The organism is Streptomyces sp. NPDC001415 (assembly GCF_053597395.1).
This window is the reverse complement of record NZ_JBSFIE010000015.1, coordinates 84,988-110,565: the sequence shown is the minus strand read 5'-3', so window position 1 is coordinate 110,565 and position 25,578 is coordinate 84,988. Positions and strand designations below refer to the sequence as shown.

The 25,578-nt window shown below is 69.9% G+C and carries 25 protein-coding genes and 1 pseudogene; 23 read left to right on the top strand and 3 right to left on the bottom strand.

Annotation, left to right across the window (positions count from 1 at the left end; translation table 11 throughout):
• The first annotated feature begins 108 nt into the window (after nt 1-108).
• From ACWC2B_RS21355 to ACWC2B_RS21345, 3 genes are all read left to right on the top strand, one after another.
• Complete coding sequence (locus ACWC2B_RS21355) at nt 109-1,365, top strand: site-2 protease family protein (RefSeq protein ID WP_450718792.1); 1,257 nt, start codon at nt 109-111, stop codon at nt 1,363-1,365.
• Between the two features lie 57 nt (nt 1,366-1,422).
• A complete protein-coding gene (locus ACWC2B_RS21350) occupies nt 1,423-2,310 on the top strand; it encodes a tRNA (adenine-N1)-methyltransferase (RefSeq protein WP_053723500.1) in 888 nt (295 codons plus the stop codon).
• A 187-nt stretch (nt 2,311-2,497) separates the two neighbouring features.
• Nucleotides 2,498-3,076 (top strand): hypothetical protein, encoded by a 579-nt coding sequence (locus ACWC2B_RS21345; RefSeq protein WP_450718790.1) that lies wholly within the window; start codon nt 2,498-2,500, stop codon nt 3,074-3,076.
• Nucleotides 3,077-3,141: 65 nt separating this feature from the next.
• Here ACWC2B_RS21345 and ACWC2B_RS21340 read toward each other — a convergent pair whose 3' ends face one another.
• Nucleotides 3,142-3,420 (bottom strand): ferredoxin, encoded by a 279-nt coding sequence (locus tag ACWC2B_RS21340; RefSeq protein ID WP_450718788.1) that lies wholly within the window; start codon nt 3,418-3,420, stop codon nt 3,142-3,144.
• Nucleotides 3,421-3,660: 240 nt separating this feature from the next.
• Between ACWC2B_RS21340 and arc the strand changes: the two genes are divergently transcribed.
• The 6 genes and pseudogenes from arc to prcA all read left to right on the top strand — a co-directional run bounded on the left by arc (nt 3,661) and on the right by prcA (nt 9,424).
• Nucleotides 3,661-5,427, top strand: a complete 1,767-nt coding sequence (arc, locus tag ACWC2B_RS21335; protein WP_450718786.1) for a proteasome ATPase — start codon at nt 3,661-3,663, stop codon at nt 5,425-5,427.
• Between the two features lie 234 nt (nt 5,428-5,661).
• A complete protein-coding gene (gene dop / locus ACWC2B_RS21330) occupies nt 5,662-7,173 on the top strand; it encodes a depupylase/deamidase Dop (protein WP_450718784.1) in 1,512 nt (503 codons plus the stop codon).
• A 120-nt stretch (nt 7,174-7,293) separates the two neighbouring features.
• The gene (locus ACWC2B_RS21325) at nt 7,294-7,512 is read left to right on the top strand and encodes a ubiquitin-like protein Pup (RefSeq protein WP_016325855.1); all 219 of its coding nucleotides are present in this window, start codon (nt 7,294-7,296) and stop codon (nt 7,510-7,512) included.
• Between the two features lie 85 nt (nt 7,513-7,597).
• Nucleotides 7,598-7,813, top strand: a pseudogene (locus ACWC2B_RS21320) (endonuclease domain-containing protein); the annotation flags it as partial.
• Nucleotides 7,765-8,610, top strand: a complete 846-nt coding sequence (prcB, locus tag ACWC2B_RS21315) for a proteasome subunit beta (RefSeq protein WP_450718782.1) — start codon at nt 7,765-7,767, stop codon at nt 8,608-8,610. The pseudogene ACWC2B_RS21320 and the gene prcB, both read left to right, overlap by 49 nt.
• 55 nt (nt 8,611-8,665) lie before the next feature.
• Nucleotides 8,666-9,424, top strand: a complete 759-nt coding sequence (gene prcA, locus ACWC2B_RS21310) for a proteasome subunit alpha (protein ID WP_450718780.1) — start codon at nt 8,666-8,668, stop codon at nt 9,422-9,424.
• A gap of 38 nt (nt 9,425-9,462) precedes the next feature.
• Here the strand turns inward: prcA and ACWC2B_RS21305 are convergent, their stop codons facing one another.
• Complete coding sequence (locus ACWC2B_RS21305; RefSeq protein ID WP_450718929.1) at nt 9,463-10,485, bottom strand: LacI family DNA-binding transcriptional regulator; 1,023 nt, start codon at nt 10,483-10,485, stop codon at nt 9,463-9,465.
• 176 nt (nt 10,486-10,661) lie between these two features.
• On the opposite strand from ACWC2B_RS21305, the gene ACWC2B_RS21300 reads away from it, so the two are divergent.
• From ACWC2B_RS21300 to ACWC2B_RS21240, 13 genes are all read left to right on the top strand, one after another.
• Nucleotides 10,662-11,921, top strand: coding sequence for an MFS transporter (locus ACWC2B_RS21300; RefSeq protein ID WP_450718778.1), 1,260 nt, complete (start codon nt 10,662-10,664; stop codon nt 11,919-11,921).
• A gap of 9 nt (nt 11,922-11,930) precedes the next feature.
• Nucleotides 11,931-13,292, top strand: coding sequence for a Pup--protein ligase (gene pafA, locus ACWC2B_RS21295; RefSeq protein WP_450718776.1), 1,362 nt, complete (start codon nt 11,931-11,933; stop codon nt 13,290-13,292).
• Between the two features lie 135 nt (nt 13,293-13,427).
• The gene (locus ACWC2B_RS21290; protein ID WP_450718774.1) at nt 13,428-14,438 is read left to right on the top strand and encodes an FKBP-type peptidyl-prolyl cis-trans isomerase; all 1,011 of its coding nucleotides are present in this window, start codon (nt 13,428-13,430) and stop codon (nt 14,436-14,438) included.
• Between the two features lie 40 nt (nt 14,439-14,478).
• Nucleotides 14,479-14,850 carry an FKBP-type peptidyl-prolyl cis-trans isomerase gene (locus ACWC2B_RS21285; RefSeq protein WP_450718772.1) on the top strand — a complete coding sequence of 124 codons (372 nt, stop codon included), beginning with the start codon at nt 14,479-14,481 and terminating at the stop codon, nt 14,848-14,850.
• A 147-nt stretch (nt 14,851-14,997) separates the two neighbouring features.
• Entirely contained in the window at nt 14,998-15,948 is a 951-nt protein-coding gene (locus tag ACWC2B_RS21280) for a helix-turn-helix transcriptional regulator (RefSeq protein ID WP_450718770.1), read from the top strand.
• A 16-nt stretch (nt 15,949-15,964) separates the two neighbouring features.
• The gene (locus ACWC2B_RS21275) at nt 15,965-16,939 is read left to right on the top strand and encodes a helix-turn-helix transcriptional regulator (RefSeq protein WP_450718768.1); all 975 of its coding nucleotides are present in this window, start codon (nt 15,965-15,967) and stop codon (nt 16,937-16,939) included.
• Nucleotides 16,940-16,954: 15 nt separating this feature from the next.
• Nucleotides 16,955-17,209, top strand: a complete 255-nt coding sequence (locus ACWC2B_RS21270; RefSeq protein WP_189962092.1) for a hypothetical protein — start codon at nt 16,955-16,957, stop codon at nt 17,207-17,209.
• 11 nt (nt 17,210-17,220) lie between these two features.
• Nucleotides 17,221-17,418: a hypothetical protein gene (locus tag ACWC2B_RS21265; RefSeq protein ID WP_450718765.1), complete on the top strand. Its 198-nt coding sequence runs from the start codon at nt 17,221-17,223 to the stop codon at nt 17,416-17,418.
• Between the two features lie 210 nt (nt 17,419-17,628).
• Nucleotides 17,629-17,907, top strand: coding sequence for a Sec-independent protein translocase subunit TatA (tatA, locus tag ACWC2B_RS21260; protein ID WP_053723515.1), 279 nt, complete (start codon nt 17,629-17,631; stop codon nt 17,905-17,907).
• 70 nt (nt 17,908-17,977) lie between these two features.
• A complete protein-coding gene (tatC, locus tag ACWC2B_RS21255) occupies nt 17,978-18,931 on the top strand; it encodes a twin-arginine translocase subunit TatC (protein WP_450718763.1) in 954 nt (317 codons plus the stop codon).
• A 38-nt stretch (nt 18,932-18,969) separates the two neighbouring features.
• Nucleotides 18,970-19,902 carry a diacylglycerol kinase gene (locus tag ACWC2B_RS21250; protein WP_450718761.1) on the top strand — a complete coding sequence of 311 codons (933 nt, stop codon included), beginning with the start codon at nt 18,970-18,972 and terminating at the stop codon, nt 19,900-19,902.
• Between the two features lie 45 nt (nt 19,903-19,947).
• A complete protein-coding gene (locus ACWC2B_RS21245) occupies nt 19,948-22,776 on the top strand; it encodes a DEAD/DEAH box helicase (protein ID WP_450718759.1) in 2,829 nt (942 codons plus the stop codon).
• Nucleotides 22,777-23,000: 224 nt separating this feature from the next.
• On the top strand, nt 23,001-23,630 hold the full coding sequence (locus tag ACWC2B_RS21240) for a TetR/AcrR family transcriptional regulator (protein WP_450718757.1): 630 nt from the start codon (nt 23,001-23,003) through the stop codon (nt 23,628-23,630).
• A 68-nt stretch (nt 23,631-23,698) separates the two neighbouring features.
• Here the strand turns inward: ACWC2B_RS21240 and ACWC2B_RS21235 are convergent, their stop codons facing one another.
• Complete coding sequence (locus ACWC2B_RS21235) at nt 23,699-24,685, bottom strand: ADP-ribosylglycohydrolase family protein (RefSeq protein WP_450718755.1); 987 nt, start codon at nt 24,683-24,685, stop codon at nt 23,699-23,701.
• A 150-nt stretch (nt 24,686-24,835) separates the two neighbouring features.
• Between ACWC2B_RS21235 and ACWC2B_RS21230 the strand changes: the two genes are divergently transcribed.
• Nucleotides 24,836-25,507: a PadR family transcriptional regulator gene (locus ACWC2B_RS21230; protein WP_450718754.1), complete on the top strand. Its 672-nt coding sequence runs from the start codon at nt 24,836-24,838 to the stop codon at nt 25,505-25,507.
• The last annotated feature ends 71 nt before the right edge of the window (nt 25,508-25,578 follow it).

The following is a 25,578-nucleotide window of genomic DNA, read 5'->3' as shown; positions in this document are numbered from 1 at the left end:
TGATCGTGGCATCGCACCATGCAGCGAACATTCGGCCGACGAGGCGAGTCCGGCCGGGGCTCCGGGGCAGATTCCCCGGGGCAGGCATCCTACCGACGAAGGGAACCCGTGGAAGACAGCGGCGAGAGCGGCGAGCGCGGACGGCCGCAGTCCGGCGCGGAGGGCAACACCCCCGGCCCGGGACCGGGCAACGGCAAGCAGCCCCGCTCCGGACCCGGCGGCGGACTCCTGATGGGCCGCCCCTTCGGAGTGCCCGTCTACGTCGCCCCCAGCTGGTTCCTGGTCGCCGCCCTCATCACCTGGGTCTTCGGCGGCCAGCTCGACCGGGTCCTGCCCGAACTCGGCGCCGCCCGCTACCTCGTGTCGCTCTTCTTCGCCGTGGCCTTCTACGCCTCCGTACTGGTCCATGAACTCGCCCACACCGTCGCCGCCCTCCGCTTCAAGCTGCCGGTGCGCCGCATCCAGCTCCAGTTCTTCGGCGGTGTCTCCGAGATCGAGAAGGAGACCGAGACGCCGGGCCGCGAGTTCGTCCTCGCCTTCGTCGGCCCGCTGCTCTCGCTGGTCCTGTCCGGCGTGTTCTACCTCGGCATGAAGGCCGTCGAACCCGGCACCGTGCCCGGAGTGCTGCTGGCCGGCCTGATGATCTCCAACCTCATCGTGGCCGGCTTCAACCTGCTGCCCGGCCTGCCCCTGGACGGCGGCCGCATGCTCCGCGCCGTCGTCTGGAAGATCACCGGCAAGCCCATGAGCGGCACGGTCGCCGCCGCCTGGGTCGGCCGCGCACTCGCCGTCACCGTCCTCATCGGCCTGCCGCTGCTCACCCAGACCGGGGTGCTCGGCAACTCGCCCGACGAGGTCAGCGGCATGGACACCGTCACCGACGCGCTGCTCGCCGCCATCCTCGCCGCGATCATCTGGACCGGCGCCGGCAACAGCCTGCGCATGGCCCGGCTGCGCGAACACCTCCCCGAGCTGCGCGCCCGCACCCTCACCCGGCGCGCCGTCCCCGTCGAGTCCACCACCCCGCTCTCCGAGGCGCTGCGCCGCGCGAACGAGGCGGGCGCCCGAGCCCTGGTCGTCGTCGACGGCCACGGCGACCCGACCGCCCTCGTCCGCGAGGCGGCCATCGTCGGCGTCCCCGAACACCGCCGCCCCTGGGTCGCCGTCAGCGGCCTCGCCCAAGACCTCACCGACGGCATGCGCGTCCCGGCCGAACTCGCCGGAGAGCCCCTGCTCGACCTGCTCCGAGCCACCCCCGCGACCGAGTACCTGGTGGTCGAGGAGACCGGCGAGATCTACGGAGTGCTGTCCGCGGCCGACGTGGAAAAGGCCTTCGTGGCGGCCATGGCGCGGCCCGGCTCCTAGGACCGCGGCCCGACTGCCGTGGCGTTCGCGGCCCCGTACGGCCGGTACTCTGGTCGTATGTCCGAACCGACCGGTGCCGCCCGCCGTCGCGGGCCCTTCAAGGTCGGGGACCAGGTCCAGCTCACCGACCCCAAGGGACGCCACTACACGTTCACGCTCGAAGCCGGGAAGAATTTCCACACCCACAAGGGTTCCTTCCCGCACGACGAGCTGATCGGTGCTCCCGAGGGCAGTGTTGTCCGTACCACGGGAAACGTCGCCTACCTCGCGCTGCGCCCCCTGCTCCCCGACTTCGTCCTGTCCATGCCCCGCGGCGCCGCCGTGGTCTACCCCAAGGACGCGGGGCAGATCCTGGCCTTCGCCGACATCTTCGCCGGCGCCCGCGTCGTCGAGGCCGGAGTCGGCTCGGGCTCGCTGAGCGCCTTTCTGCTGCGTGCCATCGGCGACCACGGAATGCTGCACTCCTACGAGCGCCGCGAGGACTTCGCCGAGATCGCCACGCAGAACGTGGAGCGCTACTTCGGCGGCCCGCACCCCGCCTGGCAGCTCACCGTCGGCGACCTCCAGGACAACCTGTCGGACACCGACGTCGACCGCGTGATCCTGGACATGCTCGCTCCCTGGGAGTGCCTGGACGCCGTCTCCAAGGCGCTCGTTCCCGGCGGCATCCTGTGCTGCTACGTGGCCACCACCACCCAGCTCTCGCGCACCGTCGAGTCCATCCGCGAGATCGGCTGCTTCGCCGAGCCGCAGCCCTGGGAATCGATGATCCGCAACTGGCACGTCGAGGGCCTGGCCGTCCGCCCGGACCACCGGATGATCGGCCACACCGGCTTCCTGGTGACCGCCCGCCGCCTCGCGGACGGCGTGGAACCCCCGATGCGCCGCCGCCGCCCCGCCAAGGGCGCGTACGGCGACGACTACGAGGGCCCCAACAAGGACTGACCACGTCCTGAAGCTGGGCCTCGTACAACGAACCGGCGCCGCCGCCGAGTTCCCGGACCGACACGGGAACTCGGCGGCGGCGCCTTTACGTTGAGCCTGTTGCCCCGGTATTCCGCCCACCTGTGACGTGTGGCACGATGCTGGCCACCCCCACCACCCGCACCGCCCTTCACAGGAGACCTCCCGCGTGCAGACTGCCGCCGTCCCTGAGCTCGCGCACACCCACACCCGTCCCGTGCACTGGATCGCCACCGCGACCGCGATGGCCGCCGTGGTCGCGATCGCGGGCTTCCTGCAACCGGACGCGGCCAAGGCCTCCCAGACACCCGGCGAGCGCGGCACCCCCCTCACGACGGCGGCCGCCCCCGACACGGGCGCCGTCACCTTCCCGCTCGACTGCGGGAGCATCGGCTCGCTGGTGGAGAAGAAGGCCTCGGGCGACCTCGACGGCGACGGCGTCCCCGAGACCGTTGCGGTCGTGCACTGCAACGCAGGCGGCGGCACCCCGCCCCGCGGCATCTACGTCCTGACGAAGCCGGTGGTGAAGGGAGCGCCGCCCCGCGTGGTCGCGACACTGGTGGACCCCAAGGAGAAGCAGAACGTCGCCGACTTCGCCGTACGGGACGGAATGGTGGCGGCGACCCTGCTCGGCTACTCGTCGAACGACGTGCCGCGCTTCGAGCCGGACGTGCGCCAGGAGGTCAAGTGGCGCTGGCGGGGCGGGAAGTTCGTCCGCTCGACCGGGCCCGCCGCGATGGGCGTCTGAGCGCCCGCCCGGCGCCGGACCTCCGGTCGATGACCGACCTGACATAGCGCCCGGTCACCCTCCGCTCACTCCGCGTCGGGACCGTACACCTCGACGCTGTCCGAAACCCGACGTACGTGAATGCAGTCGCCCGGGCACTCCTTCGCCGAGTCCACGACGTCCTGGAGCAGCGGCAGCGGCACGGGTGTTGTGGCCCCCGGCGACTGCAGCAACTCGTCCTCGGAACTCTTCACATACGCAAGTCCGTCGATGTCCAGCTCGAAGACCTCGGGGGCGTACTGGACGCAGATGCCGTCGCCCGTGCACAGGTCCTGGTCGATCCAGACTTCGAGAGCCTCGTTCATGTGCCTGCCGTTCCTGCGCGAGTGAATCAATCGGTGCCAGCCCTGACGGGTGTTGACCCCATCGACGATAACAACCGCCCGCTTTCCGATGTTGATGGGTGGGTATTCCCCTGGCGTGAGGGAGAGCGCAAGGGTGAAGATCAGACACACCTCAGAGTCTTTGTGATCTAGGGGTTTCAATCACCACCAGCCCAGGTAGGGTCAGGAAGCGTCCAGCTCCCCTTGGAGGAGGTGAGGACCGTGGCAGCCCACGACGACGACATCAACCGCGGCATCCGGCCCGGGCGGGGGTCTGAGGACCCAGCCGGCCAGGTTGCCTATCTAGAGCAGGAAATCGCCGTCCTGCGACGTAAGCTCGCCGACTCGCCGCGTCATACGAGGATTCTCGAAGAGCGGATCGTCGAGCTGCAGACCAGCCTGGCGGGCGTGTCCGCGCAGAATGAGCGGCTCGCCAACACGCTCCGCGAGGCCCGCGACCAGATCGTGGCCCTCAAGGAGGAAGTCGACCGGCTCGCGCAGCCGCCGGCCGGCTTCGGTGTCTTCCTGCAGTCCAACGAGGACGGCACAGCCGACATCTTCACCGGGGGCCGCAAGCTCCGGGTGAACGTCAGCCCCAGCGTCGAGCTCGACGACCTGAGGCGCGGCCAGGAAGTCATGCTCAACGAAGCGCTCAACGTGGTCGAGGCCATGGAGTTCGAGCGCGCCGGGGACATCGTCACCCTCAAGGAGATCCTTGAGGACGGCGAGCGCGCCCTGGTGATCGGACACACCGACGAGGAACGGGTGGTGAGGCTCGCCGAGCCGCTCCTGGACATCACCATCCGCCCCGGCGATGCGCTCCTGCTGGAACCCAGGTCCGGCTACGTATACGAAGTGGTGCCGAAGAGCGAGGTCGAGGAACTCGTCCTCGAAGAGGTCCCGGACGTCGACTACGACAAGATCGGCGGTCTGGGCAACCAGATCGAGCTGATCCGCGACGCGGTCGAACTCCCCTACCTCTACCCCGACCTCTTCAAGGAGCACGAACTTCGGCCACCGAAGGGCATCCTGCTCTACGGCCCGCCGGGATGCGGCAAGACGCTGATCGCGAAGGCGGTCGCCAACTCCCTTGCCAAGAAGGTCGCCGAGGTGACCGGCCAGCCCGCGGGGAAGAGCTACTTCCTCAACATCAAGGGCCCCGAGCTCCTCAACAAGTACGTCGGCGAGACCGAGCGGCACATTCGCCTCGTCTTCCAGCGGGCCCGGGAGAAGGCGAGCGAGGGCACCCCCGTCATCGTCTTCTTCGACGAGATGGAATCCCTCTTCCGCACCCGCGGATCCGGAGTCAGCTCGGACGTGGAGAACACCATCGTCCCGCAGCTGCTCGCCGAGATCGACGGTGTGGAGGGCCTGGAGAACGTCATCGTCATCGGCGCCTCCAACCGCGAGGACATGATCGACCCCGCCATCCTGCGGCCCGGCCGGCTCGACGTGAAGATCAAGATCGAGCGTCCGGACGCGGAGGCGGCGAAGGACATCTTCGCCAAGTACCTCCGCTCCTCCCTGCCGCTGCACGCCGACGACCTCGCCGAACACGGCGGGGACAAGGACGGCACCACCCACGCGATGATCCAGTCCGTGGTGGAGCAGATGTACGCGGAGACGGAAGAGAACCGCTTCCTGGAAGTCACGTACGCCAACGGCGACAAGGAAGTCCTGTACTTCAAGGACTTCAACTCCGGCGCCATGATCCAGAACATCGTGGACCGGGCCAAGAAGATGGCCATCAAGGCCTTCCTCGACCAGAACCAGAAGGGCCTTCGGATCTCCCACCTCCTCCAGGCTTGCGTGGACGAGTTCAAGGAGAACGAGGACCTGCCGAACACCACCAACCCGGACGACTGGGCCAGGATTTCCGGAAAGAAGGGCGAGCGGATCGTATTCATCCGCACCCTTGTCACCGGAAAGCAGGGCGCGGACACCGGACGCTCCATCGACACGGTGGCCAACACCGGTCAGTACCTGTAAAAGGCAGGCCGGCTGCGGGTGCCCGGGCGGGCATCCGCAGCCGACTGCTTTTCAGGCCACAAACAGGGCAAGAGCAATGACGGAATTGATCTCCCCACCAGCGCAAAGGCGTTCTAGGCTCTTCGGTACCGCCGAGTCGCGCAGTGCGGGGACGGGCACCGCACACGCACCGGAGAACCAGCGGTACTTGAGCGGCGCTCCCGCGGGGGAGCGCCGCCGGGCAAGGAGGGCCGCATGACCGTACGGCGAGTAATGGGCATCGAGACGGAGTACGGGATCTCCGTCCCCGGCCACCCCAACGCCAATGCCATGCTCACCTCGTCCCAGATCGTCAACGCCTACGCGGCGGCGATGCACCGGGCGCGCCGCGCCCGCTGGGACTTCGAGGAGGAGAACCCGCTGCGGGACGCCCGCGGCTTCGACCTCGCCCGCGAGGCCGCGGACTCAAGCCAGTTGACCGACGAGGACATCGGCCTCGCCAACGTCATCCTCACCAACGGGGCGCGGCTCTACGTCGACCACGCGCACCCCGAGTACAGCTCACCCGAGGTCACCAACCCGCGCGACGCCGTCCTGTGGGACAAGGCCGGCGAGCGCATCATGGCCGAGGCGGCCGAGCGCGCGGCCCAACTCCCAGGCGCCCAGCCGATCCACCTGTACAAGAACAACACCGACAACAAGGGCGCCTCGTACGGCACGCACGAGAACTACCTGATGAAGCGGGAGACCGCCTTCTCGGACATCGTGCGCCACCTGACACCGTTCTTCGTCTCGCGCCAGGTCATCACCGGCGCCGGACGCGTGGGCATCGGCCAGGACGGCCACGAGCACGGCTTCCAGATCAGCCAGCGAGCCGACTACTTCGAGGTCGAGGTCGGCCTGGAGACGACCCTCAAGCGCCCGATCATCAACACCCGCGACGAACCCCACGCGGACGCCGAGAAGTACCGCCGCCTGCACGTCATCATCGGCGACGCGAACCTCTCGGAGATCTCGACGTACCTCAAGCTGGGCACGACCTCCCTGGTCCTCTCCATGATCGAGGAAGGGTTCATCAACGTCGACCTGGCCGTGGACCAGCCGGTCCGCACCCTCCACCAGGTCTCGCACGACCCCAGCCTGCAACGCCTGGTCACGCTCCGCAGCGGCCGCACGCTGACGGCCGTCCAGCTCCAGATGGAGTACTTCGAGCTGGCGCGCAAGTACGTCGAGGAGCGGTTCGGGGCGGACGCCGACGAGCAGACCAAGGACGTCCTGATCCGCTGGGAGGACGTCCTGAACCGCCTGGAGAACGACCCGATGAGCCTGTCGGGTGAGCTCGACTGGATCGCCAAGCGCGAGCTGATGGAGGGCTACCGGCGCCGCGACGGCCTCGAATGGGACGCGGCCCGGTTGCACCTGGTGGACCTCCAGTACGCCGACGTGCGGCCCGAGAAGGGCCTCTACAACCGTCTGGTGGCCCGCGGCAAGATGAAGCGGCTCCTGGACGATCCCGGCATTCTGAGGGCGCAGACGAAGCCCCCGGAGGACACCAGGGCGTACTTCCGCGGCCGCTGCCTTGAGCAGTACGCGGACGACGTCGCGGCGGCCTCCTGGGACTCGGTGATCTTCGACCTGCCGGGCCGTGACTCGCTGCAGCGGGTGCCAACCCTGGAACCCCTACGCGGAACGCGTAATCACGTGAAGGCGCTGCTCGACCGGTGCCGCACGGCCGAAGATCTGGTGCGGGTGCTCTCGGGCGGCTGAAAGGCCGCAGGTGTGGGAAACACAGAGGTAGGCCCCGCACGTTCCACGAAGTGCGGGGCCGATGTCAGACCCTGCTTGTAGGGTCTGATCAAGGACATCGAACCGAGCGGGGTGAGGTAGATGGCGACCAAGGACACCGGCGGCGGCCAGCAGAAGGCGACGCGCTCCACCGAGGAGGTCGAGGAGCAGGCGCAGGACGCGCAGGCTTCGGAGGACCTCAAGGAGCGCCAGGAGAAGTTGTCGGACGACGTGGACTCCGTCCTGGACGAGATCGACGACGTCCTCGAAGAGAACGCCGAGGACTTCGTGCGGTCCTTCGTTCAAAAGGGCGGACAGTAGTTCACGGACGTGAATCTCGGGGTGCGTCGTGGGAAGCCCGGACCGGGACGCGGGCTTCCCACGGCAGCACTGCCCGGCCCGCAGGGGCAACCGCGTAATTGGCCTGTCCTGCCCAGCCGTTCATGTGGATCATTGCCGAACGGCGGGTAGGGTCCCAGGCGTACTCTGCTTCAACTGCAATGCGGCCATCGGCAAGTTGGGAGACGATCCCGACACCGTCCGTCGCGCTGCCGCCTACTTGGAAGGAAACTCGTGGAAGCCAACACTCGTGGCACCGGGCGTCTACCAGCTGCCTTCCTGACGCCTGGCTCCTCCTCATTCATGGACTTCCTGTCCGAGCACTCGCCGGAGATGCTCCCCGGCAAGCGCACCCTGCCGCCCGTGCAGGGTCACATCGAAGCGCCGCACGGCACGACGATCGTCGCGGCGACGTTCCCCGGCGGGGTCGTCCTGGCCGGCGACCGGCGGGCCACGATGGGCAACATGATCGCCCAGCGCGACATCGAGAAGGTCTTCCCGGCCGACGAGTACTCGGCGGTCGGCATCGCCGGCACCGCGGGCCTCGCGGTCGAGATGGTCAAGCTCTTCCAGCTGGAGCTTGAGCACTTCGAGAAGGTCGAAGGGGCCACGCTCTCCCTGGAGGGCAAGGCCAACCGGCTCTCCACGATGATCCGCAGCAACCTGAACATGGCCCTGCAGGGCCTCGCCGTGGTCCCGCTCTTCGCGGGCTACGACGTGGACCGCGAGAAGGGGCGGATCTTCTCCTACGACGTCACCGGCGGCCGCTCCGAGGAGCACGGCTTCGCCGCCACCGGCTCCGGCTCCATCTTCGCCCGGGGCTCCATGAAGAAGCTCTACCGCGACGATCTGACGGAGCAGGAGACGACCACGCTCGTCATCCAGGCGCTCTACGACGCCGCCGACGACGACTCGGCGACCGGCGGCCCGGACATGGCGCGCCGGATCTTCCCGATCGTCACGGTCATCACCGAGGACGGATTCCGCAGGCTGACCGAGCCGGAGTCCTCCGAGCTCGCCCGCGCCATCCTGGAACGGCGGCTGGAGCAGCCCGACGGCCCCCGGGCCTCCCTCCTCTGAGGCCCGAGCAGGCCCCGAGATGACTTCGCCACTGACAGAAAGGGACGGTTAGCCGGTGTCGACCCCGTTCTATGTCTCACCCCAGCAGGCCATGGCCGACCGTGCGGAGTACGCCCGCAAGGGCATCGCCCGCGGCCGCAGCCTGGTCGTGATCCAGTACGCCGACGGCATCGTGTTCGTCGGTGAGAACCCGTCCCGCGCGCTGCACAAGTTCAGCGAGATCTACGACCGGATCGGCTTCGCGGCCGCCGGCAAGTACAACGAGTACGAGAACCTCCGCATCGGCGGCGTCCGTTACGCGGATCTGCGGGGATACACCTACGACCGCGACGACGTGACGGCCCGTGGGCTCGCCAACGTCTACGCGCAGACGCTGGGCACCATTTTCTCCAGCGTCGGCGAGAAGCCGTACGAGGTGGAGCTGGTCGTCGCCGAGGTCGGCAGCACCCCCGAAGAGGACCAGATCTACCGGCTGCCGCACGACGGCTCGATCGTGGACGAGCACGGCTCGGTCGCGGTCGGCGGCAACGCCGAGCAGATCAGCACGTTCCTGGACCAGCGCCACCAGGACGGCATGTCGCTCGCCGAGGCGCTGAGGCTGGCCGTGCAGGCGCTGTCGAACCAGGCGAACGGCGCCGACCGGGAAATCCCCGCCGAGCGCCTTGAGGTCGCGGTCCTGGACCGGACGCGGCCCCAGCAGCGGAAGTTCAAGCGGATCGTCGGCCGTCAGCTCTCCCGGCTGCTCCAGGCCGATGTGGCCAAGACCGAGCCCACCGAGGCTCCTTCGGACCTGGAGGAGACGGAGGACGAGTAGTCTCCCGTTTCCTCACGCTCCGGCGCCCCGGTTCCGCCTCAGGCGGGCCGGGGCGCGGCCGTTGATCCCCGCACCGCCAGCGAGACGGGCAGGTCCCCGGTCTCGGGCGGGCGCCCCTCCAGGACGGCGAGCAGCGCCGCCATGCCGCGGGCGCCGACCTGCTCGGCGGGCAGGGTGAGGGTGGTGAGCTCCGGCTCCAGGGCGGTGGCGAGGGTGAGGCCGTCGAAGCCGGTGACCGACACGTCGTCGGGGATGCGAAGGCCGAGCCGGTGGGCCGCCTTGCAGGCGCCCGCGGCCAGGAAGTCGTCGTCGCAGACCAGCGCCGTCGGGCGCGGAGCGGGGGCGCGCAGGACCTGCTCCGCGGCCGCCCGCCCGGAGTCCACGCCGAGCGCCGCGCGTACCGTGCGCAGCTCGGCGCCCGGCACCCCGTCGAGCGCGTCCGCCAGTGCGCGGGCGCGTACGACGAACGTCCAGGAGTCCACATCGGCGGCGACATGTGCGAACCGGCGGTGGCCGAGGCCGAGCAGATGCTCCGTCAGGCGCCGTACGCCGTCGGCGATGTCGAGGTTGACGTGGGCCGCGGGCCCGGGCTCGTCGGGGTCGCTGTCGAGCATGACCAGCGGAAGGTCGCTGCCGCGGATCGAGGCGAGCGCGCCCGCGGCCATCGAGGAGGCGATGACCCCGTCGAGCGCGGTGCGGGCGGAGTCGAAGGGGTCCCGGGCCGGGCCGATGCCCTCGGGGGAGGGGTAGAGCACCACGCCGAAGCCGTGCTCGGCGGCGACCTTGGCCGCGCCCGCGTACACCTGGGCGAAGAACTCGCTGGTCATGGCGGGCACCACGAGCAGCGCCGTCCTGGTGCGGCCCAGCCGCAGGCTGCGGGCGGCGAGGTTGGGGCGGTAGCCGAGCTCCCGCGCGGCCTCCCTGACCAGGTCCGCGGTCCGCTCGGAGACCCGGCCCCGCCACTTGTCGCCCAGGACCAGCGAGACGGTGGCCTGCGAGACGCCCGCCGCGCTCGCCACGTCCCTGCTGGTGGGCCGGGTCCCGGCCGGCCGGGACGACATCGCGGCGCGGGCGGCGCGCACCCCCGTGCGGGCCGCCACCGGTGCGGATTCCGGTCTTTCCGGGCTGGTCACAGGTCCTCCGGGGCGGCTGGTCGGCGGGCGCGGGGGTGGACCCGCGGACTTGCCACATGGTACGTATGACCCCGGAAGTTATACGTAACACTTGAGGAGTGGCCATGGCGGCGGGATACGCGGAGATCCTTCGGACCCGGCATGCCGCGCGGCTGCTCGCGGGCACGCTCACCGGCCGGCTGCCCAACGCGACCGCCGCGATCGCGGTCGTCTTCTTCGTGCGGGCCGAGGGCGGCAGCTACTCGCTCGCGGGCGCGCTGACCGCCGTGTACGGCGTGGCCACGGCCGTCGGCCAGCCGCTGCTCGGGCGGGCCGTCGACCTGTACGGACAGCCGCGCGTGATGCTTCCCGCCTCCGTTCTCGCGGCCCTCGGCATGGTCGTGCTGGCCGTCGTCGGCATCGAGCCGGTGGCAGTCGCGTATGCGGCGGTGCTCGTCGCCGGGCTCGCCACACCGCCCCTGGAGGGCGGTCTCCGCGCCCTGTGGCCCAGCGTCCTGAAGCGCGAGGGCCAGGTGCACACCGCGTACGCCATGGACGCGATAGCCCAGGAGGTGATGTTCACGGTCGGCCCGCTGCTCGTCACCGTCTCCATCGCGCTCTGGTCGCCCGCCACCGCGCTGGTGCTCATCAACGCGCTCGGGGTGCTCGGCGCGCTCAGTGTCGTACTCTCCGAGCCGTCCAGGACCTGGCGTTCGGCGCCCCGCGAGGCGCACTGGCTCGGCGCGCTGCGCTCGCCCGGGCTGCTCGCGCTGCTCAGCTCGTTCTTCTTCGTCGGCCTCGCGCTCGGCGCCATCATCGTCGCCGCGTCCGCCTACGCCGACGACCACGGCAGCGACGCGATCTACGGCTGGCTCATGGCGGCCAACGGACTCGGCGCGCTGCTCGGCGGGCTCGTCTACGGGGCCCGGCAGTGGAGCGGCGCCCCCGAGAAACGGCTGCGGGTCCTCGTGGCGCTGCTCGCCGTCGGCTACCTGCCGCTGACGCTGGTCCCCGGTGTCCCCGCGATGGCCGCGCTCACCGTCGTCTCCGGCCTCTTCCTCGCGCCGTCCATCGCCTGCGCGTTCATCGTCGTCGACCGGCACGCCCCGCGCGGCACGGTCACCGAGGCGTTCTCCTGGCTGGTTACGGCCTTCGGTGTCGGCACCGCGCTCGGCACGGCGGCCGCGGGCCCGGCGGTCGAACTCGGCGGAACGGGCGCCAGTTTCGCGGTCGCGGGTGGCGGCGGCGTCGCGGCTCTTGTCGTACTCCTCGCCACCCAGCGGGTTCTGGCAGCTCCCGGGCGTCGGCTTGATGTCGCGGGTGTTGACGAAAATGATCGAAACCGTGCCGTCGAACCCGGTTTCAGCTCAGGCCATCAGGCGTAATGTTCACTCATGGACCGCCGCATTTTCGGGCTGGAGAACGAGTACGGCGTCACGTGCACGTTCAGGGGACAGCGCCGACTGTCTCCTGACGAAGTGGCGCGCTACCTCTTCCGCCGTGTTGTGTCATGGGGCCGCAGCAGCAACGTCTTTCTGCGGAACGGCGCCCGCCTCTACCTTGACGTGGGATCGCATCCGGAATACGCAACTCCCGAATGCGACAACGTGACCGAACTGGTCACCCACGACAAAGCCGGCGAGCGCATTCTCGAAGGCCTGCTCGTCGACGCCGAACGCCGCCTGCACGAGGAGGGAATCGCGGGCGACGTCTATCTCTTCAAGAACAACACCGACTCGGCGGGAAACTCCTACGGATGCCACGAGAACTATCTCGTCGCCCGGCACGGAGAGTTCTCCCGGCTCGCGGACATCCTCATTCCGTTCCTCGTCACCCGCCAGTTGATCTGCGGCGCCGGCAAGGTGCTGCAGACCCCGCGCGGCGCGGTCTACTGCGTCAGTCAGCGCGCCGAGCACATCTGGGAGGGCGTCAGCTCCGCCACCACCCGCTCGCGTCCCATCATCAACACCCGGGACGAGCCGCACGCGGACGCCGAGCGCTACCGGCGCCTGCACGTCATCGTCGGCGACTCCAACATGTCCGAGACGACCATGCTGTTGAAGGTCGGCGCCACCGACCTCGTCCTGCGCATGATCGAAGCCGGTACGGTCATGCGCGACCTCACCCTGGAGAACCCGATCCGGGCCATCCGCGAGGTCTCTCACGACATCACGGGGCAGCGAAAGGTGCGCCTGGCCAGCGGGCGCGAGGCGTCCGCCCTCGAAGTGCAGCGCGAGTACTACGAGAAGGCCGTGGACTTCGTGGAGCGCCGCGGCATCCGCACCGGCACCGTCGACCAGGTCCTCGAACTGTGGGGCCGCACCCTGGACGCGATCGAGGCCGAGGACCTCGACCGGATCGGCACCGAGATCGACTGGGTCATGAAGTACAAGCTCATCGAGCGGTACCGGGCCAAGAACAACATGACCATGTCGCATCCGCGCGTCGCGCAGATAGACCTCGCCTACCACGACATCCACCGTCGGCGGGGCCTGTACTACCTCCTGGAGCGCAAGGGCCAGGCGGCCAGGATCTGCGACGACCTGAAGATCTTCGAAGGCAAGTCGGTGCCCCCGCAGACCACCAGGGCCCGCCTGCGCGGCGACTTCATCCGCCGCGCCCAGGAACAGCGCCGGGACTTCACCGTCGACTGGGTGCACCTGAAGCTCAACGACCAGGCGCAGCGCACCGTGTTGTGCAAGGACCCGTTCCGGTCGGTGGACGACCGGGTGGAGAAGCTGATCGCCGGTATGTGAGATGGCGTCAGTGATGGTGACCGGGGCCCCGTGCGCTGTTGCGTGCGGGGCCCCCGGGCATGCCGGACCCTTGTGGTACTGGAGTGGGGCCGTAGAGTGGCGGCTCCGACCGTTCCAGCTACCCCGAGGACCACTGTGCGACGCCGACTTGCTGCCGCGCTCATCGTGCCGGCCCTGATGCTCACCGCGGCCTGCGGAGGAGGTGACGACTCGGCGAAGAAGAAGGACGCGTCCGCTTCCCCGTCCGACCAGGCGTCCCAGGCCGCCGCCCCCAAGCCGGTGTCCGACGCCTCGCCGATGCCCACCGTCGCGGGCGACGCGGGCAAGAAGCCCACGATCACCATTCCCAAGGGCGACCCGAGCGGGAAGTTCGTCGTCAAGACGCTGACCGCGGGCACCGGCCCCGAGGTCAAGAAGGACGACCTCGCGGTGACGAAGTACACCGGGAAGATCTGGAAGAGCGGCAAGGACCTCGCCGGTTCCTACGACCAGGGCGGCGTGCCGCAGGTCATTCCGGCCGGCTCGAAGACGTACATCCCGGCGTTCAGTGACGCGGTGCTCGGCCAGAAGGTCGGCGCGCGCGTCCTGGTCGTGGCCCCGCCGGCCGCCGCGTTCGGCGCCGCGGGCAAGCAGGAGCTCGGCGTCTCGGGCACCGACAACCTGGTCTTCGTCCTCGACATCGACAGCGTGATGCCGAAGAAGGTCGAGGGCACCCAGGCCGCCATCCCGTCCGACCTGCCGCAGATCAAGGCGGACAAGGACGAGGCCGCGACGATCACTGTCCCGAAGAACGACCCGCCGAAGAAGCTCGTCGACCAGGTCCTCATCGAGGGCAAGGGCGCCGAGGTCAAGAGCGGCCAGACCGTCTACATGCAGTACAGCGGCGCCACCTGGAAGCCCAATGAGGGCCTGCCGCAGGCGAAGCTGTTCGACACGTCATGGAAGACCGGCGCCCCGTTCTCGACCGCGATCGGTCAGGGCCAGGTCATCGAGGGCTGGGACAAGGGTCTCGTCGGCAAGAAGGTCGGCAGCCGTGTGCTGCTGGTCATCCCGCCGGAGCAGGGCTACAAGGACAAGGCCCAGGGCGCGGACATTCCGGCGAATTCGACCCTGGTCTTCGTCGTGGACATCCTCGGAGCAGTGTAAGACTGTCCCGGTTGCCCATAGCGATTAGTAGGAGCATTACGTGAGCATCGACAAGCCCGAGGTCGACTTCCCCGGTGGCGAGCCGCCGAAGGACCTGGAGATCAAGGAGATCTGGGAGGGCGACGGCGCCGTCGCCAAGGCCGGCGACTTCGTCAAGGTCCACTACGTGGGCGTGGCCTTCTCCACCGGCGAGGAGTTCGACGCCTCGTGGAACCGCGGCAACCCGCTGGAGTTCAAGCTGGGCGCCGGCCAGGTCATCTCCGGCTGGGACCAGGGCATCCAGGGCATGAAGGTCGGCGGCCGTCGTCGGCTGACCATCCCGGCCCACCTCGCCTACGGCGACCGCGGCGCCGGCGGCGCCATCGCCCCGGGCGAGACGCTGATCTTCGTCTGCGACCTGGTCGCCGTCTGAGACGCACCTGGATCAGTCCTGAGCGATCGGACCTGATCAGACCGAGGGTCCATGCCTGCCGGCATGGGCCCTCGGCTTTTGCCCGGGCAGGTGGGAGCGGTACGGTCAACGGTCGTAGCGCACAACGAGAGAGGGCGTAGGGCATCGATGGCGATTGCCAAGGCCGAGCGGCTGATGAACCTGGCGCTGTGTCTGCTCGGGACACGGCGCGCACTCAGCAAGCGGGAGCTGCGCGAGTCCATCGAGGCCTATCTCGAAGCCGGGTCCGACGATTCCTTCAACCGGATGTTCGAGCGGGACAAGGACGACCTGCGGGAACTCGGCCTGGTCATCGAGACCGTCGAGAACCTCGACGGCGAGACCGGCTATCTCGCCCGCCGCGACAGCAACCGCCTGCCGCCGGTCCAGCTCGACGCCGAGGAAGCCGCGGCCCTCGGGCTCGCCGCCCGCGTCTGGCAGCAGGCCCGGCTCGCGGGCGCGGCCAGCGGAGCACTCCAGAAGCTGCGCGCCGCCGGCATGCCGGAAGCCGACAACCCGTACGAACACAGCGCCATCGAGCCACGCATCCCGGTCCATGAGACGGCCTTCGAGCCGTTGATGCTGGCCTGCCGCGACCGGCGCCCGGTCGTCTTCGACTACCGCAAGGTCACCGCCGTACGCCCCGAGGCCCGGCACGTCGAGCCCTGGGGGCTGGAGTGCTGGCGCGGGCACTGGTACCTGGCCGGCTGGGACCGTGACCGGGGTGCCGAGCGGGTGTTCCGGCTCAGCCGCATCTCGGGCCGGGTCCGCTCCCGCGCGGGGGCCTTCACCGCGCCGGTGCCCGACGTCGTCACCGTGCGCGAGACCGTCGAGAGCTGGGCGGGGGAGACCGCGACCCGCTCGGCCCGGATCCGGCTGCGCGCCGGAGCCGGCTACCCGCTGCGCTCGCGGGCCACCTCGGCACGGGAACTCGGCGACGGGTGGGACGAGTTGGAGATTCCGTACGGGCACGGGCTGGATGCCCACCTCGTGGAGTTCGGCCCCGATGTGGTCGTGCTGGAGCCCGCCGACCTGCGGGCCGACGTGATGGACCGGCTGCGCGCCGTGGCCAAGGGCTGAGGGGGACCGTACGACCATGGCTGCAAACGCCATCGACCAGACGCGGCGGATGCTGTCGCTGGTGACCTATCTGCGCGAGCGCCCCGGCGCCCATGTCGCGGACGTCGCCCGCGCCTTCGGCATCACCGAGGACGAACTGATCTCCGACCTCGACGTGCTGCCCATGTGCGGCACGAGCTTCCGCGGCGGCGACCTCCTGGACATCGACACCGACGGTGACCGCATCTGGTGGCACAACCCGGACGATGTCGCGGCCCCGCTCAGGCTCGCCGCCGACGAGGCGACCGCGCTGCTCGTCGCCGCCCGGGCCGTCTCCACGCTGCCCGGCCTGCGCGAGGGCGACCGGCAGGCGCTGCTGCGCGCCACCGCCAAGTTGGAGGCCGCGGCCGGCGAGGCCGCCGGCGCCAGCTCCCGGCTCTCGGTCACCTTCGAGTCCGAGGGCGGCGTCTTCGCCGAGGTCGACCGGGCGATCTCCGAGCGCCGCCGCCTGTGGGTGAAGTACTACTCGCCCGCGCGCGACGAGCTCACCGAGCGCGAAGTCGACCCGATCCGGCTCTTCGCCGTCGGCCACACCTACATGGAGGCGTGGTGTCGGCTCTCCGAGGCCCGGCGCACCTTCCGCCTGGACCGGGTCGCCGAGATCCGGCTGCTCGACGAGGCCTCCGCGCCGCCCGAGCTCGAACTGCGCGACCTGTCCGAAGGGCTCGTCCAGCCGTCCGCCGAGGATCCCGAGGTCGTCGTCGAGGTCGGCCCCGGTGGCCGCTGGGTCGCCGAGTACTACCCGCACGACAGCGCCGAGGAGCTCCCCGACGGCGGCCTGCGGATCACGCTGCGCACGCCCGACCCCGCGTCGCTGCGGCGCCTGGCGCTGCGCCTGGGCCAGGACGGCCGGATCGTCTCGCCGGACGACCTCGCCGAGAGCGCCCGGCGCGTGGCCCGCGAGGCGCTCGCCGGCTACGGGGAACCGCCCGTGCTCGACCACCAGAGCTGAGGAGAATTGCGGAACATGTCGGTATTGCCCGGTATTTCCCGTCCCGTGATCCCGGTCCTCTTCAAGGCGGCCTGCCCGGAGTGCCGCGCCCGCTTCGAACTCGGCGCCGCCGCGCTCCGCCTTGCCATCGGTGCCAGCCGCCGCACCACCTTCTACTCCTTCACCTGCCCCGAGTGCGGCTCGGCCGTCCGCAAGCCCGCCGGGGAGCGCATCATCGAACTCCTCACCGGCGGCGGCGTCCGTACGCTGCGCCTCCACTCCACCGTCTAGGGTTCGCATCCATGTTCTGGCCGATGACCGCCATCGCCCTCGGTTTCCTCGGGATCGCCGTGCTCGGCGTCCTCGCCGTCAAGGTGTTCGTCGAGGCGCAGCGGCTCGGCCGCCAAGTGGCCGACACCACACGGAAGATCAACCGCGCCGCCGAGGACCTGGAGCGCGCCGCCGTCGACCTCGCGGGCGCCGGGGAAACGCTGAGGTGACAGGTGCGCCCTGATGTCGCCCGTTTCGGGGCGGTACGCTGCACAACGCGGCCAGGTAGCGAGGCCCGGTCCGCGAACGGGAGTACGCACGGGGATTGCCCAGCGTTAACCCCTGCGCGTTACGATCGCTGCACGTAGGCGGTCGGACATCAGTCCGGCCGGCCCCGGCAGCCCCCCTACCCTGCAGCCTCGGTGAGAAGGTAAACGCTTATGTTCGGAAGGCTCGGCGCCCCCGAGATCATTCTCATCCTCATCGTCGTCGTCCTGCTGTTCGGCGCGAAGAAGCTCCCGGACATGGCGCGGTCGCTCGGCAAGTCGGCCCGCATCCTCAAGAGCGAGGCCAAGGCCATGAAGTCCGAAGGTCAGCAGCCCGCCCCGGCCGACCCGCCGGCCGAGCAGCCGCCCGCCCAGCGCACCATCCAGTCCGCGCCCGGCGACGTGAGCAGCGCCCGTCCGGTGACCGAGCCGACGGACACGACGCAGCGCTGACACAGGGCCGAAGCAGGCGCTGTTCACCTCTGTGACCAAAGTGACCTGCCGCACGAGATGAGGACGTGGGTTGCTCAAGTCTGCCCGCAAACAACAGAGGGACCCCGAGGGGCGGATGCCGCTCTCGGACCACCTTCGCGAGCTGCGCAACCGGCTCGCGAAGTCGGTGTTGGCGATCCTGGTCTGCGCCGTAGTGGCGGCGTTCTACTACAAGGACATCGCCGGGCTGATCACCAAGCCGATCACGCACTCGGTCGGCTGCCCGTCCGACTTCCACGAGCTCACCAGCAAGAACAAGGAAACCTGCGGCAACATCACGATGTCCGGCCTCATGGGGCCGTTCACGCTGATGATCAAGGTGTCGATGGTGGCGGGCGTCGTCGCGGCCAGCCCGGTGTGGCTCTACCAGCTGTGGGCGTTCGTGGCGCCGGGCCTGCACAAGCACGAGAGGCGCTACTCGCTGAGCTTCGTCGCGGCGGGCGTTCCGCTCTTCGTGGCCGGCGGCTGGTTCTCGTACAACGTGCTGCCCGCCGCGGCCGAGGTGCTGCTGGGCTTCACCCCCTCCGGCGTGACCAACCTTCTGCCGCTCAACGAGATCATCGACCTCGTCACCCGCATGATCATCGTCTTCGGCCTCTCCTTCGAGCTGCCGCTGTTCCTCGTGATGCTCAACTTCAGCGGCATTCTCACCGGCCGCCGGATGCTGGGCTGGTGGCGCGGGATGATCATGGGCGTCACGATCTTCGCGGCCTTCGCGACACCGACCGTCGACCCCGTCTCGATGCTCTCGCTCGCCACCCCGATCGTCGGTCTCTATTTCATCGCTGTCGGCATCTCGCTGATGAACGACAAGCGCCGCAAGGAGCGCGCCGAGGCCGGGCCCGCCGACGACGAGGCCTCCGAACTCGACCTCACGCCCGAGGACGTCGGCGCGGTCGAACCCGTGAGCGCGGCCCCGGCCGTGCCCGAGCAGGCCGATGGCGGCCGCTCCAGCAAGCTCAACGGATACGACGACATCACCTGAACCTTGACGTGATCGCCGGACCTTGTAGGGTCCGGCGGGTGACCAGCGAGATCACCCTCTTCGTCAATCCCACCGCAGGACGCGGCCGGGGCGCGCACGCCGCGCAGCCGGCCGCTTCCGCGTTGCGGGCCGCCGGGTTCTCCGTACGCACCGTGCTCGGCGAGGACGCGGACGACGCGCTGCGCCGCGCCCGTGAGGCCGTCGAGGGCGGCACCGGGGCGCTCATCACCGTCGGCGGCGACGGCATGGTCAACCTCGCCCTCCAGGCGGTCGCCGGGACCACGACCCCGCTCGGCGTCGTCGCCGCGGGCACCGGCAACGACTTCGCCCGCGCGCTCGGCCTGCCGATACGCGACCCGGCCCGCGCCGGAGAGCTCGCGGCACGAGCCCTCAAGGGCGCGCACATCCGGGACATCGACCTCGGCAGGACCGACGACCGATGGTTCGCCACCGTCCTCGCCTCCGGCTTCGACTCCAAGGTCAACGACCGCGGCAACCGCATGCGGTGGCCCGGCGGCCGCTTCAAGTACGACCTCGCGATGCTCGCCGAACTGGCCGCCTTCAAGCCCGTCCCGTACAAGATCACGCTCGACGACGGCGAGACCCGTGAGATCGAGGCGACCCTCATCGCCGTCGGAAACGCCTCCTCCTACGGAGGAGGCATGCGCATCTGCGCCGACGCCGACCTCACCGACGGGCTCTTCGACGTCACCGTCGTCGGCGACTGCTCACGGGCGACCCTCATCAAGGTCTTCCCGCAGGTCTACAGGGGCACCCATCTCGGCCACCCCAAGGTCACCACCCACCGTGTCGCCTCGATCACGCTCGCCGCGGACGGCATCACGGGATACGCCGACGGGGAACGCCTCGGCCCGCTCCCGCTCACCGCGGAGTGTGTACGCGCCGCCGTACGGGTATTGGCACCCGTACCGGCGCCCGGCCGGAAGGCCGTCAGTCCCGGCCTCCAATAAAGATCGCGACCTCTGTCAGAGGCGGCGGGTAGGCTCGAAGACAAGATGACAGAGGACCTCTCACCAGCCGAAGCGTACGCAGCTGCCCGGCTCCGCGCCGTCGAGCAGGCCACCGCGCTCGCACCTTTCCGCGACCTGTACGACTTCGATCTGGACCCCTTCCAGATCGAGGCCTGCCAGGCTCTCGAAGCCGGAAAGGGCGTGCTCGTCGCGGCCCCCACCGGCTCCGGCAAGACCATCGTCGGCGAGTTCGCCGTGCACCTGGCCCTGGAGCAGGGCCGCAAATGCTTCTACACCACGCCCATCAAGGCCCTGTCCAACCAGAAGTACGCCGACCTCGTGCGCCGCTACGGCGCCTCCAAGGTCGGCCTGCTGACCGGCGACAACAGCGTCAACGCCGACGCACCCGTGATCGTCATGACCACCGAAGTGCTCCGCAACATGCTGTACGCGGGCTCCCAGGCGCTGCTCGGGCTCGGATACGTGGTGATGGACGAGGTGCACTACCTCTCCGACCGCTTCCGCGGCGCCGTATGGGAAGAGGTGATCATCCATCTTCCGGAGTCCGTCACCCTGGTCTCGCTGTCGGCGACCGTCTCCAACGCGGAGGAGTTCGGCGACTGGCTGGACACCGTCCGCGGCGACACCGAAGTGATCGTCTCCGAGCACCGCCCCGTGCCGCTGTGGCAGCACGTCATGGCCGGCCGGCGGATGTACGACCTCTTCGAGGAGGAGTCCGACCACGGCGGGCGCGGGGTCGCCAGGCGCGAGGTCAACCCCGACCTGCTGCGCATGGCGCGGATGGAGAACCAGAAGACGTACAACCCGCGCGACCGGCGCCGCGGCAAGATGGTCCGCGAAGCCGACCGCGAGCGCGAGCGCCGCTCGCGCTCGCGGATCTGGACGCCCGGCCGCCCCGAAGTCATCGAACGGCTCGACGCCGAAGGCCTGTTGCCGGCCATCACCTTCATCTTCAGCCGCGCCGCCTGCGAGGCCGCCGTACAGCAGTGCATGTACGCGGGCCTCAGACTCAACGACGAGGAAGCGCGCCAGAAGGTCCGCGAAATCGTCGAGGAGCGCACCGCGTCCATCCCCGGCGAGGACCTGAACGTCCTCGGCTACTACGAATGGCTCGAAGGCCTGGAGCGAGGCATCGCCGCCCACCACGCGGGCATGCTGCCCACCTTCAAGGAGGTCGTGGAAGAGCTGTTCGTACGCGGCCTGGTGAAGGCCGTCTTCGCCACCGAGACCCTCGCCCTGGGCATCAACATGCCCGCGCGCTCCGTGGTGTTGGAGAAGCTCGTCAAGTGGAACGGCGAACAGCACGCCGACATCACCCCCGGCGAGTACACCCAGCTCACCGGCCGGGCCGGGCGGCGCGGCATCGACGTCGAGGGCCACGCCGTCGTCCTGTGGCAGCGCGGCATGGACCCGGGGGCACTCGCGGGCCTCGCCGGCACGCGCACCTACCCGCTGCGCTCCAGCTTCAAGCCCTCGTACAACATGGCCGTCAACCTGGTCCAGCAGTTCGGCAGGCACCGCTCGCGCGAGCTCCTCGAAACGTCCTTCGCGCAGTTCCAGGCCGACAAGTCCGTCGTCGGCATCTCGCGCCAGGTCCAGCGCAACGAGGAGGGCCTGGAGGGCTACCGGGAGGGCATGCACTGCCACCTCGGGGACTTCGAGGAGTACGCGCGGATGCGGCGCGACCTCAAGGACCGCGAGACCGAGCTCGCCAAACACGGCGCGGCCCAGCGGCGGGCGGCCGCCGCGGCCTCCCTGGAGAAGCTCAAGCCGGGCGACATCATCCACGTGCCGACCGGCAAGTTCGCCGGCCTCGCCCTGGTCCTCGACCCCGGGATCCCTGCCGGGCGGACCAACGGCCACCGGGGTTTCGAGCAGCACGACGGGCCCCGCCCGCTCGTGCTGACCGCCGAACGGCAGGTCAAGCGGCTCGCCTCGATGGACTTCCCGGTGCCCGTGGAGGCCCTGGAGCGGATGCGCGTCCCGAAGTCGTTCAACGCGCGCTCGCCCCAGTCCCGCCGGGACCTGGCGTCCGCGCTGCGCACCAAGGCCGGGCACATCGTGCCCGAGCGGCACCGCAAGGCCCGCTCCGAAGCAGCCGACGACCGCGAGATCACCCGGCTGCGCGCCGCCCTGCGCGCCCACCCCTGCCACGGCTGCGACGAGCGCGAGGACCACGCCCGCTGGGCCGAGCGCTACCACCGCCTCCAGCGCGACACGAAGCAGCTGGAGAAGCGCATCGAGGGCCGCACCAACACCATCGCGCGCACCTTCGACCGCATCGTGGCCCTGCTCACCGAGCTCGACTACCTGCGCGACGACGAGGTCACCGAGCACGGCAAGCGCCTGGCCCGCCTGTACGGCGAGCTCGACCTGCTGGCCAGCGAATGCCTGCGCGCGGGAGTCTGGGAAGGCCTGAGTCCGGCCGAACTCGCGGCCTGCGTATCGGCGTTGGTGTACGAAGCCCGCCAGTCGGACGACGCGGTGGCGCCCAAGACGCCCTCCGGCAAGGCCAAGGCCGCGCTCGGCGAGATGGTACGCATCTGGGGCCGGCTCGACGCCCTGGAAGAGGACCACAAGATCAACCAGGCGGAGGGCGTGGGCCAGCGCGAGCCCGACCTCGGCTTCGCCTGGGCCGCCTACCAGTGGGCCTCCGACAAGGGCCTGGACGAGGTGCTCCGCGAGGCAGACATGCCCGCGGGCGACTTCGTCCGCTGGTGCAAGCAGGTCATCGACGTCCTCGGCCAGATCGCGGCGGCGGCGCCGCGCGAGAACAGCACGGTCGCGAAGAACGCCCGCAGGGCGGTCGACGCGCTGCTGCGGGGAGTCGTGGCGTACAGCTCGGTCGGCTGAGTGTCTGGGCGGCACGGGGCTCCGTGCCGCCGGGTTGGAGCGGCCCCCGCCGGGGATGTGGGCGGGGGCCGCTTCATGTCCGTTTCCGTCGGGTTCGGCCACTCGGTGCCTCGCAAGTCGGGTCGTACGCCGTGACCGTGGGCCGGGACAGCGGGCGGCTTCCGGAGCAGCCCGGAAATGTCACCCCGGCCGCCCCCTCGGCCGCGTGTGCGACGATCGGATTTATGAGTGCCACGACGGGTCGAAGGGTCGGGCGGCCGCGGGCTGTGCAGCGGCCGGACAGTGGGCTGGCCGCACGGGATGAACTGCTGTGCGCGGCCGCTGAGTTGTTCACGCTGCACGGATACGCGGCGACCACGACCCGGGCGGTGGCGGACCGGGTGGGGCTTCGGCAGGCCACGATGTACCACTACTTCTCCGGCAAGGAGGACCTGCTCGCCGAGTTGCTGGAGTCGACGGTCACCCCCTCCCTGGAGCTCGCGCGGCGGCTCCTCGAAGATGCCTCGCGCAGCGCCGAGGACCGGCTGCGCGAGCTGTGCCGCTCGGACGTGCAGCTGCTGTGCGGCGGTACGTACAACCTGGGGGCGCTCTATCTGCTCCCCGAGGTACGCGCCGAGCGCTTCGCCGTGTTCCACCGCAACCGCGCCGAACTGAAGGCGGCGTACGGGGAGCTGCTCGCTGGGACCGACGCCTGTGCCGACCTGGACGGGGACGCGCTGGCGCTGCGCACGGACCTGGTCTTCGGCCTGATCGAGGGCGTCATCCTGATCCACCGCTCGGCGCCGGGCCGCGACGTCACGGTCTTCGCGGCGGCCACGGCTGATGCTGCGCTGCGTATTGCGGGTGCGCGCTGATCCCGGGGTGATTTTCTGGGTGCGGCCGGCAGGTGGGCCCCCGGCCGAGGGTCGGCACCCGGAGCCGTTCACGCGCCCGAACCCCCGCCCAACTCCCTTGCCAGGGTGCTCAGTTCGGCTACCCGCAGAACCCGGTCGCCGAAGCCCGGCAGGGGGACGTGCAGGGGGGTCGTCCAGCGCGCCGGAATGGAGGGGAGGCCGTAGCGGGCGCCCGCCAGGCCGCCGGCTACCGCCGCCACCGTGTCCGTGTCGCCGCCCAGGTCGATCGCCGCGCCGAGCGCCCGCTCGAACGAGTCCGTCGTGCGCAGTGCCCAGAGAGCGGAGCCGAGGCAGGGCCAGACCGCGCCGTTGAACTCCGTCGCGTCATCGGGATGCCAGTCGGGTGCCAGGACCGTCGACCAGCGGGCGCGGTGGTCGGGGTGGACGGCGGCCAGCGCGTCCGGCACGGCCGACAGGGGATCGGCGCCGGTCAGCGCGGCCCGTATCAGGTCGTGGTAGATCGCCGTGCCCTCCCAGGCGGCCCGGTCTCCGTGGGTGAGGGCGGCGATGCGGCGGGCCGCGGCCATCGTCGCCTCGCGCCCGGCGTCAGCGAAGTACACCGCTGCGGTGGTGGCCCGCATCAGCGAACCGTTGCCCGCCGCGCGGCGGTTGACCTGGAAGTGGAGTGCGGCCGCGCGGTCCCAGGGCTCGCCGTTCGTCAGGACGTCCTCGGTCTGGAGCCCGATGTCCTTGGGGTCGGAGACCGCCCAGCGCTGGAACCGCCGGAAGATGTCGGCCGGTTCGAGGCCGCCACATGCGAGCAGCGAGTCGGCGACCAGCACGGCCATCTGTGTGTCGTCGGTGGCCTCGCCCGGGTTCCAGCCGCCGCCCCCGCACATCGTGCCGACGCCGTCGGGGAACCGCGCCGAGTACACCCCGGGCAGCCCGAACTCGAAGGGCGCCCCCAGCGCATCGCCCACCGCCGAGCCGACCACGGCCCCCGCCACTCGGTCCGCCCGGCGTGCGGTCCCGCCCCTGCCGAAGGGGGCGAGATTGTGGCGATCTTCGATACCCATGCCGGCCACGCTAGCGAGCTTCCGTACGGCGCTGCGAACGGGTCACCGAACTCGACGACCTCAAGGCCCAATTCGCGATACATCGCGCTTGACACCTCACCCCTATCGCGATATGTTCGGCCACGAGTATTCGGGAACGAGGTGATGGCCATGGCGGCCGGGCGGCGCAAGCTGCGTAATCCCTTGGCGCTGGCCGTCCTGGTGTTGCTTGCCGAGCGGGCTTCGATGCATCCGTATGAGATCGCGTCGACTCTGCGCCAGCGCGGCAAGGAGTACAGCATCAAGATCAATTACGGGTCGCTCTACACCGTCGTCCAGAACCTGCAGAAGTACGGCTTCGTCGAGGTTGCCGATGTTCAGCGGCAGGGCAATCGGCCCGAGCGGACCCTCTACGCCCTCACCCCTGCGGGGCGCGAGGAGATGCTCGACTGGATGGCGGACATCGTCTCGGTGCCCGTGCACGAGTTCCCGATCTTCGAGACGGCGCTCTCCCTCATGGGGGTACTCCCGCCCGACGAGGTCACCGCGCTGCTTGAGCAGCGGGTCAATACGCTGGAAGTGCGGGCCGCGGGGCTCCGTGGAGCGCTGCGGAAGCTGTGCGAGACGCTGCCCCGGGTCTTCCTCGTGGAGAGCGAGTACCAGCTCCACATGATCGACGCCGAGGTGGAGTGGGTGCGCGGCTTCCTCAAAGAGATGGCCGACGGCACCCTCAGCGGCGTCGACGGATGGCGCAGCTGGCATTCCACGGGTGAAGTCCCCGAAGAATGGCGGCAGTTGGAGGATCAGGATCACTCACGCGGCCGGCCGGGGGACACCCTCTAGGCCGGGCCGCACAGAAAAAGAAACCCCGGTACGGGCTGTTGCAGCAGCCCACACCGGGGGTTGCGACCCCG

Bases quoted from the DNA above. Each gene is read 5' to 3' on its own strand.
- ACWC2B_RS21350 (WP_053723500.1), top strand. From the start codon at position 1,423: ATGTCCGAACCGACCGGTGCCGCCCGCCGTCGCGGGCCCTTCAAGGTC.
- ACWC2B_RS21340 (WP_450718788.1), bottom strand. From the start codon at position 3,420: ATGAACGAGGCTCTCGAAGTCTGGATCGACCAGGACCTGTGCACGGGC.
- dop (WP_450718784.1), top strand. From the start codon at position 5,662: ATGACCGTACGGCGAGTAATGGGCATCGAGACGGAGTACGGGATCTCC.
- ACWC2B_RS21325 (WP_016325855.1), top strand. From the start codon at position 7,294: ATGGCGACCAAGGACACCGGCGGCGGCCAGCAGAAGGCGACGCGCTCC.
- ACWC2B_RS21305 (WP_450718929.1), bottom strand. From the start codon at position 10,485: ATGTCGTCCCGGCCGGCCGGGACCCGGCCCACCAGCAGGGACGTGGCG.
- ACWC2B_RS21300 (WP_450718778.1), top strand. From the start codon at position 10,662: ATGGCGGCGGGATACGCGGAGATCCTTCGGACCCGGCATGCCGCGCGG.
- pafA (WP_450718776.1), top strand. From the start codon at position 11,931: ATGGACCGCCGCATTTTCGGGCTGGAGAACGAGTACGGCGTCACGTGC.
- ACWC2B_RS21280 (WP_450718770.1), top strand. From the start codon at position 14,998: ATGGCGATTGCCAAGGCCGAGCGGCTGATGAACCTGGCGCTGTGTCTG.
- ACWC2B_RS21275 (WP_450718768.1), top strand. From the start codon at position 15,965: ATGGCTGCAAACGCCATCGACCAGACGCGGCGGATGCTGTCGCTGGTG.
- ACWC2B_RS21270 (WP_189962092.1), top strand. From the start codon at position 16,955: ATGTCGGTATTGCCCGGTATTTCCCGTCCCGTGATCCCGGTCCTCTTC.
- ACWC2B_RS21265 (WP_450718765.1), top strand. From the start codon at position 17,221: ATGTTCTGGCCGATGACCGCCATCGCCCTCGGTTTCCTCGGGATCGCC.
- tatA (WP_053723515.1), top strand. From the start codon at position 17,629: ATGTTCGGAAGGCTCGGCGCCCCCGAGATCATTCTCATCCTCATCGTC.
- ACWC2B_RS21245 (WP_450718759.1), top strand. From the start codon at position 19,948: ATGACAGAGGACCTCTCACCAGCCGAAGCGTACGCAGCTGCCCGGCTC.
- ACWC2B_RS21240 (WP_450718757.1), top strand. From the start codon at position 23,001: ATGAGTGCCACGACGGGTCGAAGGGTCGGGCGGCCGCGGGCTGTGCAG.
- ACWC2B_RS21235 (WP_450718755.1), bottom strand. From the start codon at position 24,685: ATGGGTATCGAAGATCGCCACAATCTCGCCCCCTTCGGCAGGGGCGGG.
- ACWC2B_RS21230 (WP_450718754.1), top strand. From the start codon at position 24,836: ATGGCGGCCGGGCGGCGCAAGCTGCGTAATCCCTTGGCGCTGGCCGTC.